Origin of the sequence: Psychrobacter sp. TAE2020 (assembly GCF_018919485.1) — a bacterium.
GTDB lineage: Bacteria > Pseudomonadota > Gammaproteobacteria > Pseudomonadales > Moraxellaceae > Psychrobacter.
Genome location: NZ_JAHLMU010000001.1, coordinates 3,157,975 through 3,174,457 on the forward strand (window position 1 = coordinate 3,157,975; position 16,483 = coordinate 3,174,457).

The window sequence follows — 16,483 nt, forward strand, 5'->3', positions numbered from 1 at the left end:
TAAGGACAACAAAATGTACTTAGTTGGATTTTTTAAAGAGCTTGGTCGAGACTTCAATGATTTTCCAGATTCAATTTATGATTTTAAAAATAAATTAGATCCAGATATAAAACCTATAGTTTTAAATTATTTAACACAGTCAACAGGCATATTTGATTGGCTTGAAACTGTAAGGGATTGTTTAAATAGAGAGAAGATAATACCAGGCGGTGGTTCATGTATATGGAGTGATGGAGAATGGATATTTAGAGAAGATCTAGCTTATTACATAAAGGAATATGATGTAGGTTTGCCAAGTAAATTTATTGAGAAAATTATCAATAGTAATGGTATTCCGCCACTATCAGATGAAACAGTAAGAATGGATCTAGATGAAATTATGAGCACAATAAATCGAGCTTATGATGGAGATAGAGATATGTTCATTGAGCCGTAGCTTTATAAAAAGATTAAAGCCCATTAAGTAAAGTTTATGACACTCAACTATTAAATTAACATAATTCACGTCACATCTTAAAATCCAACCATATTAAGCTTGTTTAACTGGTTAAAAGCTAAGATACAAACTATCTTAGCTTTTTTGTTGGCTTAGAAGAAACCTTCAACACCACCGAAGAACACCCGTTCTGGATTGATGGCGAAGGCTGGCGTAAAGACGTCATCAAAACCACGGGGCATGAGCTTGATCATGTACGAGGCGGTAGTAGTGAGACGTTGGCCAATCTTGCAGGTATTGCCGCAGACCTAAACGTCTCAGCCAGTATGGATGCCAATCAAGATAAAATAGACAGCTATAAGCCTGCTCTAGGCAATGGCAAAGATGCAATCACTCAAGCTGAGAATAAGGAGCTACTTAATAAGAATGATATAACGCTGATTACGGCTGTTGAAAACAATCCTGAGAGTTTTGATTATAAGACTTCCTATGTACAAGATATTAAGTACGCTTTAAATTACTTTAGCCCTGATGCCAGACAAGCTTATGAAAAAATTGACGCCAGTCAAGAAAAGGCATTCTTAAGAGGTCAAGAAAAGGCTTTAAAAGACATAGGTGAAGATATCGTTTCTATACCAGATGATATGCAAGCTCTATATGAAGCAGCTAGAGAAAACCCTGCAGCTGTTGCAGCAGAGATTTTAAAAGCCTTGAAAGGTATACCTAAAGAGTATTATGACAAAGGTGCAGATATTGTCGGTGCCTCATTTGCTGGTAATAGTGATGATGATTTCTACAAATCTGGGAAAGCCACGACTGAGCTTAGTTTCGAAGCGGTTACTGCTATCGTAGCGGCGGGTGGTGCTGTTATTGTTAAAAAAGGCATAGGTAAATCATTAGATATAGAGATCATACCGCCCCATACTGCCAGCAATGTTGGCGCAATTGACGGCAACGTCATCATCATGGCAGGCGGTAAATACCAGCAGACAGGTAGTAACCTAATTGCAGGTATGGGCGCTGATAGCGACAAAGACATCAATTCCACAGAACGTGGCAACACCGTTGTACGCGCCAAACAGATCAACATCGATAACGCCCTAGATGTCTACACCAATCAAAGCGAGCAGAAGTTCAAACAAAGCGGTCTAACGGTGTCGGTTTCCAACAGCCTGATTGACAGTGCTAAGAGCATTGACGCTCTAGTCGATGCTGGTGGCAATACCCAAAGCGTACGTATGAAAGGTATGGCAGGTGCTGCTGGGTTATTAAAGGTAAAAGCCTTAGCTGCCGAGGCCAATAGTGCGGGGTACGATCTACTCGATGGCAACCTCAAAGGCGTGGGCAACACTCGTATTCAAGCCACTGTAGGCACTCAAAAGAGTCAATCAAACAGCTCAAGCGACACTGAGGTCAACCAAGCCTCAAACATCACCACCAACAATCTAGCACTGATTGCAACCGGCGGTGGCACCGATAGCAACATCAACATCAATGGCAGTAATCTTAACGTCACCAATGACGCGCTGTTCCAAGCGGATAACAACTTAAATATTAACGCCGTGGCACAAAACAGTAATACTCGTAGTGATAACTCAAGCTCAAGTGCGGCTATTGGGGGCTATGCATCAACAGGTAGCGGTGTCGGTATCACCGCCAGTGCCAGCAAAGGCAAAGGCTATGCCAACAGCGACTCAGTCACTTATGCCGATAGCCAAGTCAACGTCGGTGGCACCACTACCTTTGACATTGGTAACGACGTCAACGGTAAAGGCGTGGTCTTTAACACGGATAAAGTCCAAGGCGTTATCGGCGGCAATGTGACCTTAGAGAGTCCACAAGATACTTACGAGTACGACAGCAATCAGAAGAGCGCAGGCTTTAACCTTGATGTTGACCTCATGGGTAACGGTAAAGGCTCCAGCCTCTCTGTCAATGGCGCTAAGACTAACATCAATGCGAATTCTAAAATTGTCGGGCAACAAACAGGCCTTTTCGCCAATGAAGCCGATCTAATCGTTGAAGGCAAAGGTAAATTCAAAGGCGCCGTCTTCACCACATCAGAGGAAGCACAAGCTAATGGCAAGAGTAACATCATCTTTAAACAAGGCGTCACCTCAACCGACATCGTAAACACGACTAGCTATGAAGGCGATGCGTTCTCTGCTGGTTTAAGTGTCGGTAAGATCAAAGATAAACCACAAGCCACCATGAATGGTCTTGGCTACGGCACAGACGGTGATAGCGACAGCAGTATCACCAAAGGGGGCGTCAGTGGTTATAACGACGAGCAAGGTATTTTCACGACCGACAATCGCCAAGCACTCGCGGGTAAGCTTGAGAGTGTGTTTGATGCCAATCGTGTTAGTGAGGAGCTTGGGGCGCAGGTTGGTATTACCAAAGAGTTTGGTAAGGAAGCGCCAAAGGCGGTTGGAGACTTTGCCAATAATCGTATGAAAGCGATTAGAGCTGACACGACTCTCAGTGATACAGAAAAACTTGCAGCAATCAAGAAATGGGATGAAGGCGGTATCTATCGTGTTGCGGCTCACACAGCGCTTGGCGCATTGGGCACAGGTAGTGTTGAAGGGGCGTTGACGACAGGTGGCGTAGCGGCCGCTGCACCAACGCTTAATAACTTGCAAGATAAAATGGCAGAGTCACTGATTGCCAGTGGTATGAGTGAAAGTATCGCTAAAGGGACAGCCAGCGGTGTGGTGAGTCTGGCGCTACTAGGCGCGGGAACAGCAGCAGGACTAGACACTTCAAGTACGGTAACAGCGACTAATGTGGATGCTAATAATAGGCAGTTGCATCCGCAGGAAGCTGAGTTGATCAAAAGTCTTGCGTTAGAATATGCTAAAAAACACGGAATAAGTATTGAAGAAGCGGAGAAGCGCTTAACCAGAGGGGCATTATATAATATAGATGCAGGATGGAAAGATAGTATCGATACGCACATGAAGGATGAACCAGAAAAAATACTTCAATATCAAGAAGCTTATAGCTATTTGAGAGGTAAAGTTGAAAATACGACAGTTTCGGATATCAACTATCAATTGTGGGAAGATAATAAAGAGCCATGTATGAATAGAGGTGTGCCATGCACTGTAATAGATGTAAATTACACCATACCACTACCACCAAAAGATTCTCAACCAAACTCCTCAGAATGTACTGGAAGCTCGTGCCCAATGGTAATAGATTTAACTGTTGTAGCACCTAGAGACAATGAACAAAGCTTTGATTATTATATAAATAATAGAGGAAAGGGCTTTACAGCGACAGATGATGATTTTAATAGACAGACTTTGTTTATGAATAGCGTTTATGGTAACGATGCAACTACTAAGCTATACACTGATTCAGCAGAAATGAAGTATGGACAAGATATTGGAGTACTAGAAGCTGGTAAAATGCATGCTATTAATATGGCTGTACAAACGTTAGGAACAGTATCTGGTATAGATGATGCTGTTGACAGTAATGTTGAGCTATTTAAAAGAGAATGGGACAAATCTGCTTCGGAGCACTTCAATGACGCAGTTGATGTAAGTCAAACTATTGTAAACACTGTTAAAGAAGTTGCAAGTGATCCAGAAGCGGCTTGGGATAAGGTAGCAAACAATGCAGAGCAACTTAAAGATGATGCTATTACTGAGTTGAACTACCGTAGACTAAAAGACCAGCAAAAGTTACCTTATGAAATTTCATTTACAGATGCACAACTAGTTGGCGGACTTGGTGCAGATATTGTAATGGGTGGTGGTGCTGGCCGAGCTGTTAAAGTAGGAAAAGATGGAATTGAATATTTAGGAAATAATAGCCTAGATAGTTTAGATAGACTTACACCCAAACCTGCTACAGTAATTGGTACTTCTAATACAGGCGGTGCAACCACGATCACAGGCAGACCTAATGGTAATGAGATTGGTGCAGCTGAAACTGGTGGAGCGATATTAGCCATTGGTGATGCTAAGGAAGGCAGCTACACTGATAATCCTGATGGTAGTATCACAGGTCCAAGTGGTGGAAGATTAACCAGTACGGGCAAGTTCGATGATAGTGGTAATGAAATCTATCAACGAGGCAGTGATGGTTACTTTTATGTTGATGATAAGGGAGTTCAACGAACCGCTGCCTCACCTAATGAAAATAATAGCAATATCGGAGCGCAAAAACTTCATCATGATACTAAGGTTGCAGAATATAAATCTGAGCTGGAAGCCAGAGGCTATAATGTCAGTGATAAAGAGGCAAGTTTTGGTTATGATTGTGGGAAAGAAGGGCGCTGTAGACCTGATATAATTGGCAGAGGGCCAGACGGTAAAATAGTACTATTTGAAGTAAAAACGGGGAATGCCGATTTGTCTATCCGCCAAAGTGAGATTTATCCACAGATTAGAAATGGTGATGCTATTCCGCGTGGCGATGTGGCTAGGGATCTTGGATTAATACCTGGAATAGCACTTAAAAATCAGGATTACCCTAATGGTATCCCTATTGAGGTTATTAAATATAAAGGATTAGACAATGACTAAAATAGAGCTATATAACATCTTATTAGACAATGGCTGGACAATAAGAAAAGGCATTGATGACTGTGCTTATAAGCAATTACCAGATAGACAAATTCAAGTCATACCTGGTATTAAAAAATTAATAGAAAAATATCAGGTAATCATGATGCCAAGTGTAAGTACTAAAGACTTTAGCATTTTGGTTGAATACATTTTTGAGAATAAAAAACCGAGAAGAATAGTACATTCTGGTATTATTAGAAATAAACAACAATCTATCTATACTAACAATCCAACAATAGAAGTTATCGAAAAATATCTTAAAGAAATTGAAATGTGGGCACAGGAGCAGGATATTGAAGCAGGTTTACTGAGATACAGTGAGATTCCATTTGATACAAAAGGAATTTATCCGCTATATCATCTAGCGGCTTTAGCCATTACAGGGCAGACAGCACAGCTAGATGAATATTTAGAAAACTTTAAGCAAGGTAATAAAATGACATTTTCTGTTTATATCAAACAAGACTTTATTGAACGAGCATTAGAAGCTAGTAAAGAGTATCAATAGATACTCTTAAATATACTTAGAAGTGATCTTGAAAGAGGCAATAATACACATTAAGTATTATTGCCTTCTTACTTGTTTGAGATGATAGTTTTGAATTGATTTAAAAGCCTAGCCTTTCAAAACTGATGGTGATAATTTAACTACGAATGCTGATTTAATGAAACAAGGTGGATCACCGTATGTACTGAAAAATGGTCAGTATGAGCAAGTTCAGCTTCACCATTCACGCGAAGATGGTCGCGGTGCTTTATTCGAAACTTCTAAATCAACTCATTCAAGTCTCACTAATCAAACTGGTAGACAAGCGGTGCATCCATATTCACCTCAGAGTCATCCAGATTATCCAGATTATCCAGATTATCCAGATTATCCAGATTATCCAGTTAATCGCGATACTTTTGACAAAGATAAAGGTCAGTATTGGAAAGATCGTTTAAACCAATTGCAAGGAAAATAATATGAACTCATTCAACATAGTAGAAAAGTTACTATCTAAGCAGGATTATCCTGTAATAGAAAAGAAAATTGAACGTGTCCAAGAAACAAAAGCCATTCTTATAGAGTTTGACGTTCAAAAAAATAGTGGTTTTTTTAAATTGTATACAAAATATTTTTTAAGGTCTTTAAAATGCCGTTCTGGTGCTGATGAAATAGTTGATCCTCTACCGACAAGAAGTTTCATTCCTAGAGTAAAATTCGCACATGAAGTTTGGGGTATACCTGGGAATTACATTTTATTTAGTACAGGTGAAGGTGAAGGCGGTTATTTATATAATATAGAAGATGACAGTGTATGGGATTTCCAGATGGGTCAGCAACAGCAGCTAGCTAATGGCACATTGCCACACTGGGATAGCTTCTATGAATTTATGATTTGGTATTTGACCGATGAAGAAAAGGCCTAATGTCCAGTAATTTTTATTACAAACCCAAAAATTCACATAACCTATATTATTTCTATGATTGGCGGCATTGTATCGTAAAAGGTTTAGATCTAACCATTCAAGGTTGTTTCAGCATACTTTATGCTGATGGAGTATTTTTAGAGTCTATCTTTGCGATTTTAGTCGATTACGATAGTGCAGGTGTAGAGGGCTGTTGGTGGTATTATCCTGATTTAACTAGTCCTTATCCTGACGATGTTTTTTATGGAGTTTGTTTTGAAATAGGATTCGATAGCCTAGATACAAAAGTTTATGTAAAAGAACAGGTTAGTTTTGATTATGCCAAGAAAGCTTATAAACGATTTATAGAGCTTCACCCAGAACATGAAGACTTTTTAACAAACATAATTGATAATTGGAAGCCTTTGAACATTAATACCCGTTAAATGAAATCTAGCAAATAAATAATTAGCTTTTAGCTGAGTGAAGCTTGCGCCACTCAGCATTTTAAATATATAAAATAGCATAGCACTGATCAAATATAAAATCATATCTGCCCCTACCGAGAGTGAGCGAGGAGAAAACAAAGCAATGCTTTGTCCGAGTGCAAGGCGAAGGCTGTGCTTGAGTTAGGCACAAAGCTAACTATTAAAGATGAATAACCTACGCCCCGCATATTTCACGACCATTAAAGCACTCAAATCTACAGGCCAAGCTTGTTATCTTTTATCTAATGTATTCTGCAACAGTGGCTACTTTAAGTGCCATACGGTAGCTTGCGATTTTCTTAATCATGGTAAACTCCTCATCCCAGAGTTTTCAAGCTAGTTATCCCATTGAGCTTATCGCTACAGATTCTTCAGCATAGACTCTTTAGCACAGTACAATCTCGTCAAAGTGGACTTTAAGTAGGTATGCGCGGATAGCGAGACAGGCTACCATAGCCTATAATTAGTCAATACTTCTAAGGTGACGATCATAAGGTGACTGGGTAGGTAGATACCTGCTTATTTATAGGATATCTATGCCGAACTATGCCAAGCCCGCCATAAAATAACTGTTATACAATAATATCGATATAAGGCACATCGCTATGGAACAAAGACACAACCCTGCGGAACTAACCCAAAACCCGGTGGAATACAGACCGGTATTCATGCCCAAAGTCAATAGTGATAATTTGGTAAAAACCGACATGGTTAGGTTTGAGCGGCATGTGGGATTCTCAAGCGCGCAAAAGAAAAAATCCATCCATGACCTGCATCAAGTTATTCGCAAAAAGTATGGCTTTAAACAAGTATTAGAGCTATCTAGCAAATCTGGTAATAAATTAAGTTTTGCGCTAAGTCCTTTTAGCTTACAGCTAGCCAATGAGTACGATGGTCGACAGTATAGTGTTGAGAATGCTTTGCAAAGCAGTAAGGTTTTTGAGCACGGTGGCCCCTATAGCGACTTGCTAAATGCTCCACCCAGACAAGCCAAAAAAGACGAGCGCTTAATAACTTCCGGTGAAATCATTGGTTATAACTATTTCGGTGTAGAGTGGGACATAGAGCCATTAACGGCGTTTTATGATTGGCTATATGTGAACGCCCTAAAACAAAATCCGCAGCTGCATGAGCAGATTATGCAATATCAAAGCTTTACTGATCTTGAGTTCAATCCCAAAAAATCTATCCATAGTGCTGCTTATGCGCTGGCTATGTTTGTAGCACTCAATAAGCGCGAATTGCTCGATAATATTGAAGACCCAAAAGTGTTCCTTAACTTATATACTGAATTTCAACTCAGCAATACCATCCCTCTTTTGGAAGAGGGTTGGTTCTGATGGTTCGAACAGCTACCGCAGCTGCAAGCTCACTTCTATAACTAAGCCTTTGAGGCCATCTTGACGGTTGCGAGCGTCGATTTGGCCTTCATGAGCTGCCACAATGGCTTGGGCAATAGCTAAGCCTAAACCATAACCGCCGACAGGGCTGCTAGTCTTAGCTTTACCTAGGCTGTTGCTGTTAGCAGTGTCTTGGGTATTCTTTGGGCGTTGTCTAGACACATCTAAGCGTACAAAAGGTTGAAATATACGCTGCAAGTCAGCTTCAGCTATACCGCCACCTTGGTCAATGATACTAGTCTTTAGAATCGGGGCTTGATTGGGCTGTCTAATGCATTGGATCTCAGCACAGACCAAGGTCTGTGGTGCTGAATGGATAAAGGCATTGCGAATGATGTTCTCAAAAGCACTGTGCAGTTGATCTCTGTTACCTAGTACCATAAAAGCACTGTTATAGCTGCCTTTAGCCATACTAGAAGTCAGCGCTTTATTGTCGAGCTGATAGCTTGCCGCCTGGCAGCGCCATTCGATGTGCTTATCTTGAAATTCAAAGCAAACGTCCTGACCAATCTCATCCAGTAGTGCCAGCATGTCTACCGATTCGTAGTCTTCAGGATGCGCGTTATAGCGCTGTAACTGTAGCGACTGAATATGAATAATCTGCCCGATCAACTCATTCATGCGCCCTGATTCCTTTTGAATACGATCAAGGTAATGGGTGGCCTCTGGCGCATAATCGCGAGTGAGTTCAGTGGCAACATCCAATCGAGCCAATGGTGAGCGTAGCTCATGGGAGATGTCACTGAGCATTTGCTTACGAGACAGCTCACTATCGGCCAATCTAGTCGAGAGCTTAGCCACATCTTTAGCTAGTGCGCCTAACTCATCGTCACCCAACTTAGATAATTGATCATCGGCCAAATAATCCCCGTCACTCATCCGATGCACAGCGACTTGAACTCGGCGTATGCGATTGGATAAAGTGCGGCTCAACCAATAGCAAGCTAGTAGACTAAAGATAAAGATAATGCCAACTCGTACTGGCCAATAAGTTCGCTGTAAGGTTATTAAATCTCGAAAGGGTAGGCGCGGTTGTAATTGTACGGTGTAGTTTTTGCCATCAGTGCTAGCTACCGATATATCTGCCAGTTCTGGATAGTTATTGACGTCCGCCACTACATTTTGGAATAAATTATTGGCTGGAAAGTTGGGCCGAGTGAGGGGGCTATGCTCCTTATCATCTAAGCGTAGAATACGACTGCCTGAGTATTTAAAGCGCGGCGATACGATTGCCCCTTGTTCATCGAGTATACGTATCTGATCCCTTAGTCCGCGCTCTTTACGATAAGTTTCGACAATAGCATCATAGTTACCGTCTTTTAAATGCTGCACGATATCCTGTCGAATACCCAATAAATAGTCAACTTGTATTGCCATACGAGACTCTAAAGCGCGAGTGTTCATCCATCTCTCCATACTTATAGAGATAGCAGAAGTCACTAGTAGCATCAGTAGTAAACTTAAAAACAGTCGCCAAAACAGCGATACAGTAACAGTGGGCATACGTCGCAGTGGTGAAAGTATAGTCATTACAGTACCAGCTGATAGCCTTTACCACGAATGGCTTTGATAGGCTCATGGTGGAAAGGTTGTAGTTTTTTTCTTAATCGAGACACATGCACATCAAGGCTACGATCGAAAGGTTGTAGTTCACGCTGTAGTACGGTCTGCGACAGCCACTCTTTGCTAACCACTTCGCCTTTTTGCTTTAGCAGCGCCACTAGCAAATCAAACTCTGTACCCGTCACTTGTAGCTCGACACCATCAATTTTGCAGATGCGGTGTACTTGGTCAAGCAGTAACCTGTCATGGACTAGCGCGGTAATTTCTACTGCTGATATGCTGGCGCGCTTGACCACAGCATTAATACGAGCCAGTAGCTCCCGTGGATTGCAAGGCTTGGCAATATAATCATCAGCGCCAAGCTCTAAGCCAATAATACGATCTATCTCATCACCTTTGGCGGTCAGCATGATCACTGGAATCTGACTAGTAATCGGTAATTGGCGCAGCACATTGAGCCCATCGATTTTGGGCATCATAATATCTAGCACTAATAAGTCATAGCGATGAGCGGGGTCAGGGGAGCGCAGGCGCTTTAGTACTTGCTCGCCATCATAGACGCAGTCGCAGCTAACCTCATGATTGTGCAAATACTCTTGCAGCAATTGAGTTAGCTCTTCGTCATCGTCACCGAGTAATATATGAGTCATAAAACAGTCCTGAATTTTAGGGCATATCATCAATTAAAAGATGAGGATAAAAATGAAATATATTGTGGTCAATCAAAGTAATTTTTGCAAAGAATATCCACGCATTGTTTATAGATATTCAAAGAACGAAGGGAATATCGTGGTTTTCAGCCCATTAGATATTATTCTTAGTCTACTAAAGGTTCATAGTGTTAAACGATGACCTAAGCGATGAGGCTGTGCGCTGGCATGTCAAGGTTGCTATAAGAGTGACAGATTATAATAAGGATAGCTCATTAGCTGTGTCGTTATGTCTTTTAAGGCAGCGGCACGTTTTGAGTTAACGCGCTCAAAGCGTTCAAAGCGTTCAAAGCGCTTAAGTGCTTAAGCTGTCCCTGTCGAAGCACTAATAACGCTATCAGGCTAACAAGCTTACAAGCTTACAAGAAATTAGGGCTAAGCCGTGACAATCGTTACCTTTCTTAAAGTTTCATAAATCTATGTAACATCATAATCGCTTATGATTTCAGCTATCGATAGAGCGGTGCTTTATCGCAGTGTTTTGAGAGATCAGTTTTTGAGCTGTAACCACTGATTTTAACTATGGCCTTTAGCCTTTGCTTTTAATTAAAGCCAATCTACAGTTAACTATTGCTAGTTAAACTGCATTCAACAGGAAATCATAATGAAAAATATAACCCTAAAAAATATCGCCTTAAACTCACTATTAGCGAGCGCTGCTTGTGTAGCCGTGATTAGCCCAGCCAATGCCGCGCCTAATAACACAGTAACTGCCTCTAGTACCACTGCGAACGCTAAGCAAATGCCGCAGCACAGAGATGGCATGGCTAACTATAAAAGTGCGATGTCGCAGCTTAATTTGACTAGCGCTCAGCAAGCACAAATGACTGCTATGAGAGAAGTTAAAAAAGTTGAATATACTAATAATAGAGCACAAAACAAAGTCAAACGTGAACAGATGAGCGCGCAGACGCAAGCCTTAGTCAATGCCAATACGCTAGATACAGCAGCATTAAATCGTTTAGCAGATCAGCATGCTGCCCAAGCCAAACAGCGCTTTATTGATAGAGTGCAGAGCCAACAGGCATTCGCTAAAATCTTAACCGCTGAGCAGCGCACGCAGTTAGAGCAAATCAAAGCGCAACGCATGGCAGAAGGCGGTCATAAAGCTAGAGGCGGCTACAGCCGTAAAGGCGCTTAAATAGCCCACCCGCTAATGCTATTAATAAGTCTTAAGTCTGTTGAGCAATATGCAAATCTATAGCTCAGGGTTCTAAGTCTATAGCTATATGCGTAACTCATAAAGAACGCCCTACTGTCGGCAAGATAGTAGGGTTTTTTTGGGTTTGTAGATCTAAGCTTGCTACTAATAAAGGGGCTTTTTGTTAAAATAAGTTTATTTGAAGGGTCTATTGCAAAGCATTGATCATCGCAGCTAATAAGTAGCTATGCTAGCAGCCTAGTCTGACATGCGCCTGCTAGGTTTATTCAGCAGTCTTTGATAGTGATGGCTAATATTGCTAGTATGTTTAGCTATAACGTCGATCTAAAGTAACGAGTAGGGCCGTGACTGAGGCATTGATTAAAGCAATGATTAAGGTGATAAGCATAAAGCCACCTAATTGTTTTTTAGTGGAGTGTCAGCAATGCTCTAGCAGAACCATTAGCTGATCAAAGATGGTTGGCCGCATTATCCCAATATAAAACGGAAAGTTTACTATGATATTGAAAACCCTAGGTACTATGATAACGGTTACCGGAAGCGCCATTATTAGCGCTCGATGGGTATTTACTTTGCCAAAGATGACCGAGCGCACTGATAGCACAGTATTAGCAAAATCGATGTGTGGCCCATTAGCGGAGTCTCTAACTGAGCTTGAAGCTAAGCATGAGGGGCTTACGGGAATTGCCCCTTTGCGTAACGGTGCTGATTCGTTTGCTGCTCGTATCCTGCTTGCCGATGCCGCTGTTACCAGTATCGATGCTCAATATTATATTTGGAACGCTGATCTAACTGGTACACTGCTGCTTGATGCTCTGATGCGAGCCGCTGATCGCGGTGTGCGAGTTCGTCTATTATTGGATGATAATGGCACGACGGGACTCGATGCTGAGATAGCCGCCTTAGTGACAAGGCCTAACGTTGAGGTGCGACTCTATAATCCCTTTAACCTTCGAACCTTTAAAATGTTCAGTTATGGCTTTGATTTTTTCCGTTTAAACCGAAGAATGCACAACAAATCTTTTACGGTTGATGGCCGTGCCACTATAGTCGGCGGTCGCAATGTCGGCGATGAGTATTTTGGCACTGGTCCAACGGCACTGTTCATGGATATGGATGTACTAGCAGTAGGTAAAATCGTGGCGCAAGTTGCCGCTGATTTTGATCGCTACTGGGCAGCACTATCAGTGCATCCAGCAGGCCCAATCGTCGGAAAACAGCAAGATAGTGACCCGATTGCTAGCCGCTTGGCCAGCCTTAGGGACGATGCGCAAATGCAGGAGTATCGGACGATTCTGGATAACTCGACTATCGTGACCGCTCTTGCCGCAGGCGAGCTTGAACTAGAATGGACTACAGCGCTATTAGTGAGTGATGATCCAGTAAAGGGACAAGGAGCGGTAGCGCGTGAAGATCTATTAGCTTCTCGTCTAAAACAAGCGGTGGGCGATATTCACACTAAGCTCGATGGTATTTCCGCCTACTTTGTCCCTGGTGCTGCTGGCGTTGAAGCCTTTGCGGCATTAGAAGCACAAGGAGTCACAGTGCGAATGCTGACCAATTCGATGGAAGCGACGGACGTGCTGCCAGTCCATGCCGGTTACGCTAAGCGGCGCAAAGGTATGCTGGCAAGTGGCGTTGAGCTTTTTGAGCTACGTAACAAAGCGGCAGCTCATACACCGGCTAAGCACCTAGCGCCCTTTGGAGCATCGGGAGCCAGTCTGCACACTAAAACTTTTGCGGTAGATGGACAGCGAATTTTTGTAGGATCATTCAACTTCGACCCTCGATCTACTACCCTTAATACTGAAATGGGCTTATTAATCAATAGTGAGAAAATGGCGCAACAGCTGCATAAAGCATTCGATGAAGGGGTGGTCGGCCTCGCTTGGCGAGTGGAAAACCATGATGGAAAACTGGTTTGGATCGATACTACCGATGGAGCAATAACCCCTTCAGAACCTGGGACTAGTACCCTGCGTAGTATGGTGTTAATAGTAGTAGGGTGGTTGCCCGTTGAGTGGCTGCTGTAATGCTAAATCACTAGCCATTAGCCAATAATCAATATTATACAAAGTAGCGGTTATGCGCTTTAGTCACTGTAAGCCTGATTGGTTTTATGCACGATATAGGTGTGTTGCGGTGCGTTTGTGGATGAATAGCTACCGAACGCTAAGCTTACTTCGCTTAATAATATCAGCATCGTGTATTTCAAAATTAGTTTATTAATAGTAGGAACCTGACATGATTGTCCGGCAAAAACCCAATGCCTTCAAAATACTTTTTACTCTGCGTGGCTCGGTAATCCCTCATATTTATCCTCAGGTGTTACTAATCACTTTGCTTAGCACCTTAATATCGGCTGTTCAGCATTTGATTCCCAGCTACTTTTCCTCTTACAGTGTGGCCCCTTTTACCTTATTAGGTATCGCATTATCTTTGTTTTTGGGCTTTCGTAATAATGCCAGTTATCAGCGCTGGTGGGAGGCTCGGGGGATATGGGGCCAGCTAGTCTATGAAGCACGTAGCCTGACTCGCCAAGTGTTGTCGTTTATAGATGAGGACACTGAAACGGGACGCCATACTCAGCGCCGTATGATCAACCTGACTATTGCTTTTACTCATGCCTTACGTCATCGACTGCGTAATACTTCACCTTGGCAGGACGTTGATCGTTTTGTGGAACCAAAGTATCACGCCAGTATGCGCCAAGCTGGCAATCTACCTGAGTACCTACTGCGGCAGCTTGGTCGGCAGCTCGGTTATAGTCGACGTCAGCAACTAACTTCAGACCTTATGATCCAAAATATGGACGAGCGTCTGACTTCTATGACTATTGTTCTGGCAGCTTGCGAGCGTATTCATAACACGCCATTACCCTTTGCTTATATTCTATTGGTACATCGCACTACTTATCTGTATTGTTTTATGTTGCCTTTTGGCTTAGCTGCTTCTTTGGGCTGGGCCACCCCATTAGTCTGTGGCGTCATTGCTTATACCTTTTTTGGTCTCGATGCTCTTAGTGAAGAGATAACCGATCCTTTTGGCATAGCTGCTAATCATTTGCCATTGACAGCTATCTCACGCACTATAGAAATAAACTTGCTAGAAGCACTTGGAGAAAGCGATCTTCCCTCTGAGATAAGGGCTAAAGATGGCTACTTCTTACAGTAAGCCGTTAAGCCAAGATTTTAACAACGGCTCTACTGTTGTGGCTTCTAGCTTTTATATTTATTATCACTTCTTTAAAAACAAAGTTAATTAGCATTTCTTTAAAATAAAAACGGGTTAAGCGTGGCTACTAAGTCTTGATTATATGAGTGTTAATGGTTGCTAAGCGCTAGGATAGTCAAGCGCTTATAACCGTAACCACGCCTAAACAGCTATCCCAAATAACCGACCGATCAACGACGTTGCTAGCATTGCTAATACGCCCCAAATCACCACCCGAGCAGTAGCAGGGATAATAGGTGCGCCGCCTAAGCGCGCCGAAATTATACCTAGTAAAATTAAGCCTACTAAAGTTACAGAGGCTAATGACCAGACTAGAGATTGGGTAGGTAAAGTTAAAATACCGATAATAGGGAGTATGGCACCAGCAATGAATGCGAACCCCGAGGCGACTGAGGCGTGAATCGGCTTGGCTGTACTAAGATCAGTCAAGCCTATCTCATCACGAGCATGTGCTTCAAGGGCATCATGTTCGGTCAAGGCTACTGCAACTTGATGCGCTAGAGTATGATCAAGTCCACGAGCTACATAAATTTTTGTCAGCTCAAACAGCTCACGTTCAGCATTATGAGTCAGCTCATAGCGTTCCTGTTCTAAATCAGCTTTTTCAGTATCAGCTTGTGAGGATACTGAAATATACTCGCCAGCAGCCATCGATAAGGCGCCAGCTGTCAATGCGGCCAGTCCGGTTAATAGCAAAGTCTGGCTGCTAGGGTTTGCCGCTGCAACACCGACTAATAAACTGGCGGTTGAAATAAGTCCATCATTTGCACCCAACACTGCTGCTCGTAACCAATGATTACGATTGCTAAGATGTGCTTCTTCATGAATAGAGTGATGCATAGATATCCTTAGACACTGCAAAGCTGAATTTAACTAGGGCAGTGTAATCCATAATGTCATTTCTAGCTATTTCGCTGATCTTAGCCTCCCTAGCCAACAGCTCCTTAGTACGGACAACTGTCTGACTAATAGGCTGAACTAACAGGGGTTATATAAAGCACTAATCATCAATTTGGTACAGCAGCCAATAAGTAGCTTGTAAGTTTTACTCTTAATAGCTATCAGCAGTGCCTTATTCTGAAGGTTCAACGCGCTGTAAAATTAAACTAAAAACCCTCCTTTGCAAAGAACAAAAGGAGGGTTTTAAATAGCTCTATTAATCAATCGATAGGTTTGTTACGTTTGGCTTTGCGGTGCTCTCTTTTGGATGGGCTAACCTGATAGGTAAGGTACGCACCAATAATCATAACCACAATAAAAGCTACAATGTAGAAAAATATTGTCGCACCGATAGCAGGAGAGGCGTCCATAATAAATATCCTTTTATGGCTGATTGTTTATTATGTGATTATCCTAATTGATTGTAAAGTAAACAAATTTATCTAGTGTGTAAGTACTGATACAAGTAAGCCTCTTACAGAGCTATAAAAGTTGAAAATTATAATTAGCCCCTTACCTTTTAGTTGCGCTAAATGATAATAAGCTCTAGCAACAGCATCCATAATCTTTAACTTT

13 protein-coding genes and 1 pseudogene are annotated in these 16,483 nt (G+C 42.1%); 10 read left to right on the top strand and 4 right to left on the bottom strand.

What is annotated here, in order from left to right; translation table 11 throughout:
• Positions 1–13: 13 nt before the first annotated feature.
• The 7 genes and pseudogenes from KPY62_RS13005 (at position 14) to KPY62_RS13035 (ending at position 8,239) form a co-directional block, all read left to right on the top strand.
• Positions 14–436, top strand: coding sequence for a DUF677 domain-containing protein (locus KPY62_RS13005; RefSeq protein ID WP_216582882.1), 423 nt, complete (start codon positions 14–16; stop codon positions 434–436).
• Positions 437–714: 278 nt separating this feature from the next.
• The gene (locus tag KPY62_RS13010) at positions 715–4,977 is read left to right on the top strand and encodes a hemagglutinin repeat-containing protein (protein WP_216582884.1); all 4,263 of its coding nucleotides are present in this window, start codon (positions 715–717) and stop codon (positions 4,975–4,977) included.
• A complete protein-coding gene (locus KPY62_RS13015) occupies positions 4,970–5,527 on the top strand; it encodes a DUF6990 domain-containing protein (RefSeq protein ID WP_201624411.1) in 558 nt (185 codons plus the stop codon). The genes KPY62_RS13010 and KPY62_RS13015 overlap by 8 nt, the downstream gene beginning before the upstream one ends.
• 154 nt (positions 5,528–5,681) lie before the next feature.
• Positions 5,682–5,984 (top strand): annotated as a pseudogene (locus tag KPY62_RS13020) (HNH/ENDO VII family nuclease); the annotation flags it as partial.
• Between the two features lies 1 nt (position 5,985).
• Positions 5,986–6,432 (top strand): hypothetical protein, encoded by a 447-nt coding sequence (locus KPY62_RS13025; protein ID WP_216582887.1) that lies wholly within the window; start codon positions 5,986–5,988, stop codon positions 6,430–6,432.
• Entirely contained in the window at positions 6,432–6,857 is a 426-nt protein-coding gene (cdiI, locus tag KPY62_RS13030; protein ID WP_216582889.1) for a ribonuclease toxin immunity protein CdiI, read from the top strand. The genes KPY62_RS13025 and cdiI overlap by 1 nt, the downstream gene beginning before the upstream one ends.
• A 647-nt stretch (positions 6,858–7,504) precedes the next feature.
• Positions 7,505–8,239: a DarT1-associated NADAR antitoxin family protein gene (locus tag KPY62_RS13035; RefSeq protein ID WP_216582891.1), complete on the top strand. Its 735-nt coding sequence runs from the start codon at positions 7,505–7,507 to the stop codon at positions 8,237–8,239.
• A 12-nt stretch (positions 8,240–8,251) separates the two neighbouring features.
• Here KPY62_RS13035 and KPY62_RS13040 read toward each other — a convergent pair whose 3' ends face one another.
• Positions 8,252–9,829: a sensor histidine kinase gene (locus KPY62_RS13040; RefSeq protein ID WP_216582893.1), complete on the bottom strand. Its 1,578-nt coding sequence runs from the start codon at positions 9,827–9,829 to the stop codon at positions 8,252–8,254.
• On the bottom strand, positions 9,829–10,512 hold the full coding sequence (locus KPY62_RS13045; RefSeq protein ID WP_216582895.1) for a response regulator transcription factor: 684 nt from the start codon (positions 10,510–10,512) through the stop codon (positions 9,829–9,831). The genes KPY62_RS13040 and KPY62_RS13045 overlap by 1 nt, the downstream gene beginning before the upstream one ends.
• A 664-nt stretch (positions 10,513–11,176) precedes the next feature.
• On the opposite strand from KPY62_RS13045, the gene KPY62_RS13050 reads away from it, so the two are divergent.
• The 3 genes from KPY62_RS13050 to KPY62_RS13060 all read left to right on the top strand — a co-directional run bounded on the left by KPY62_RS13050 (position 11,177) and on the right by KPY62_RS13060 (position 14,908).
• The gene (locus tag KPY62_RS13050; RefSeq protein WP_216582897.1) at positions 11,177–11,713 is read left to right on the top strand and encodes a Spy/CpxP family protein refolding chaperone; all 537 of its coding nucleotides are present in this window, start codon (positions 11,177–11,179) and stop codon (positions 11,711–11,713) included.
• Between the two features lie 518 nt (positions 11,714–12,231).
• Positions 12,232–13,767 carry a phospholipase D family protein gene (locus tag KPY62_RS13055; protein WP_216582899.1) on the top strand — a complete coding sequence of 512 codons (1,536 nt, stop codon included), beginning with the start codon at positions 12,232–12,234 and terminating at the stop codon, positions 13,765–13,767.
• A gap of 211 nt (positions 13,768–13,978) precedes the next feature.
• The gene (locus KPY62_RS13060; RefSeq protein WP_216582901.1) at positions 13,979–14,908 is read left to right on the top strand and encodes a bestrophin family protein; all 930 of its coding nucleotides are present in this window, start codon (positions 13,979–13,981) and stop codon (positions 14,906–14,908) included.
• Positions 14,909–15,109: 201 nt separating this feature from the next.
• Here the strand turns inward: KPY62_RS13060 and KPY62_RS13065 are convergent, their stop codons facing one another.
• Positions 15,110–15,808 (bottom strand): VIT1/CCC1 transporter family protein, encoded by a 699-nt coding sequence (locus tag KPY62_RS13065; protein WP_216582903.1) that lies wholly within the window; start codon positions 15,806–15,808, stop codon positions 15,110–15,112.
• 320 nt (positions 15,809–16,128) lie between these two features.
• Positions 16,129–16,278 carry a hypothetical protein gene (locus KPY62_RS13070; RefSeq protein WP_216582905.1) on the bottom strand — a complete coding sequence of 50 codons (150 nt, stop codon included), beginning with the start codon at positions 16,276–16,278 and terminating at the stop codon, positions 16,129–16,131.
• Between the last annotated feature and the right edge of the window lie 205 nt (positions 16,279–16,483).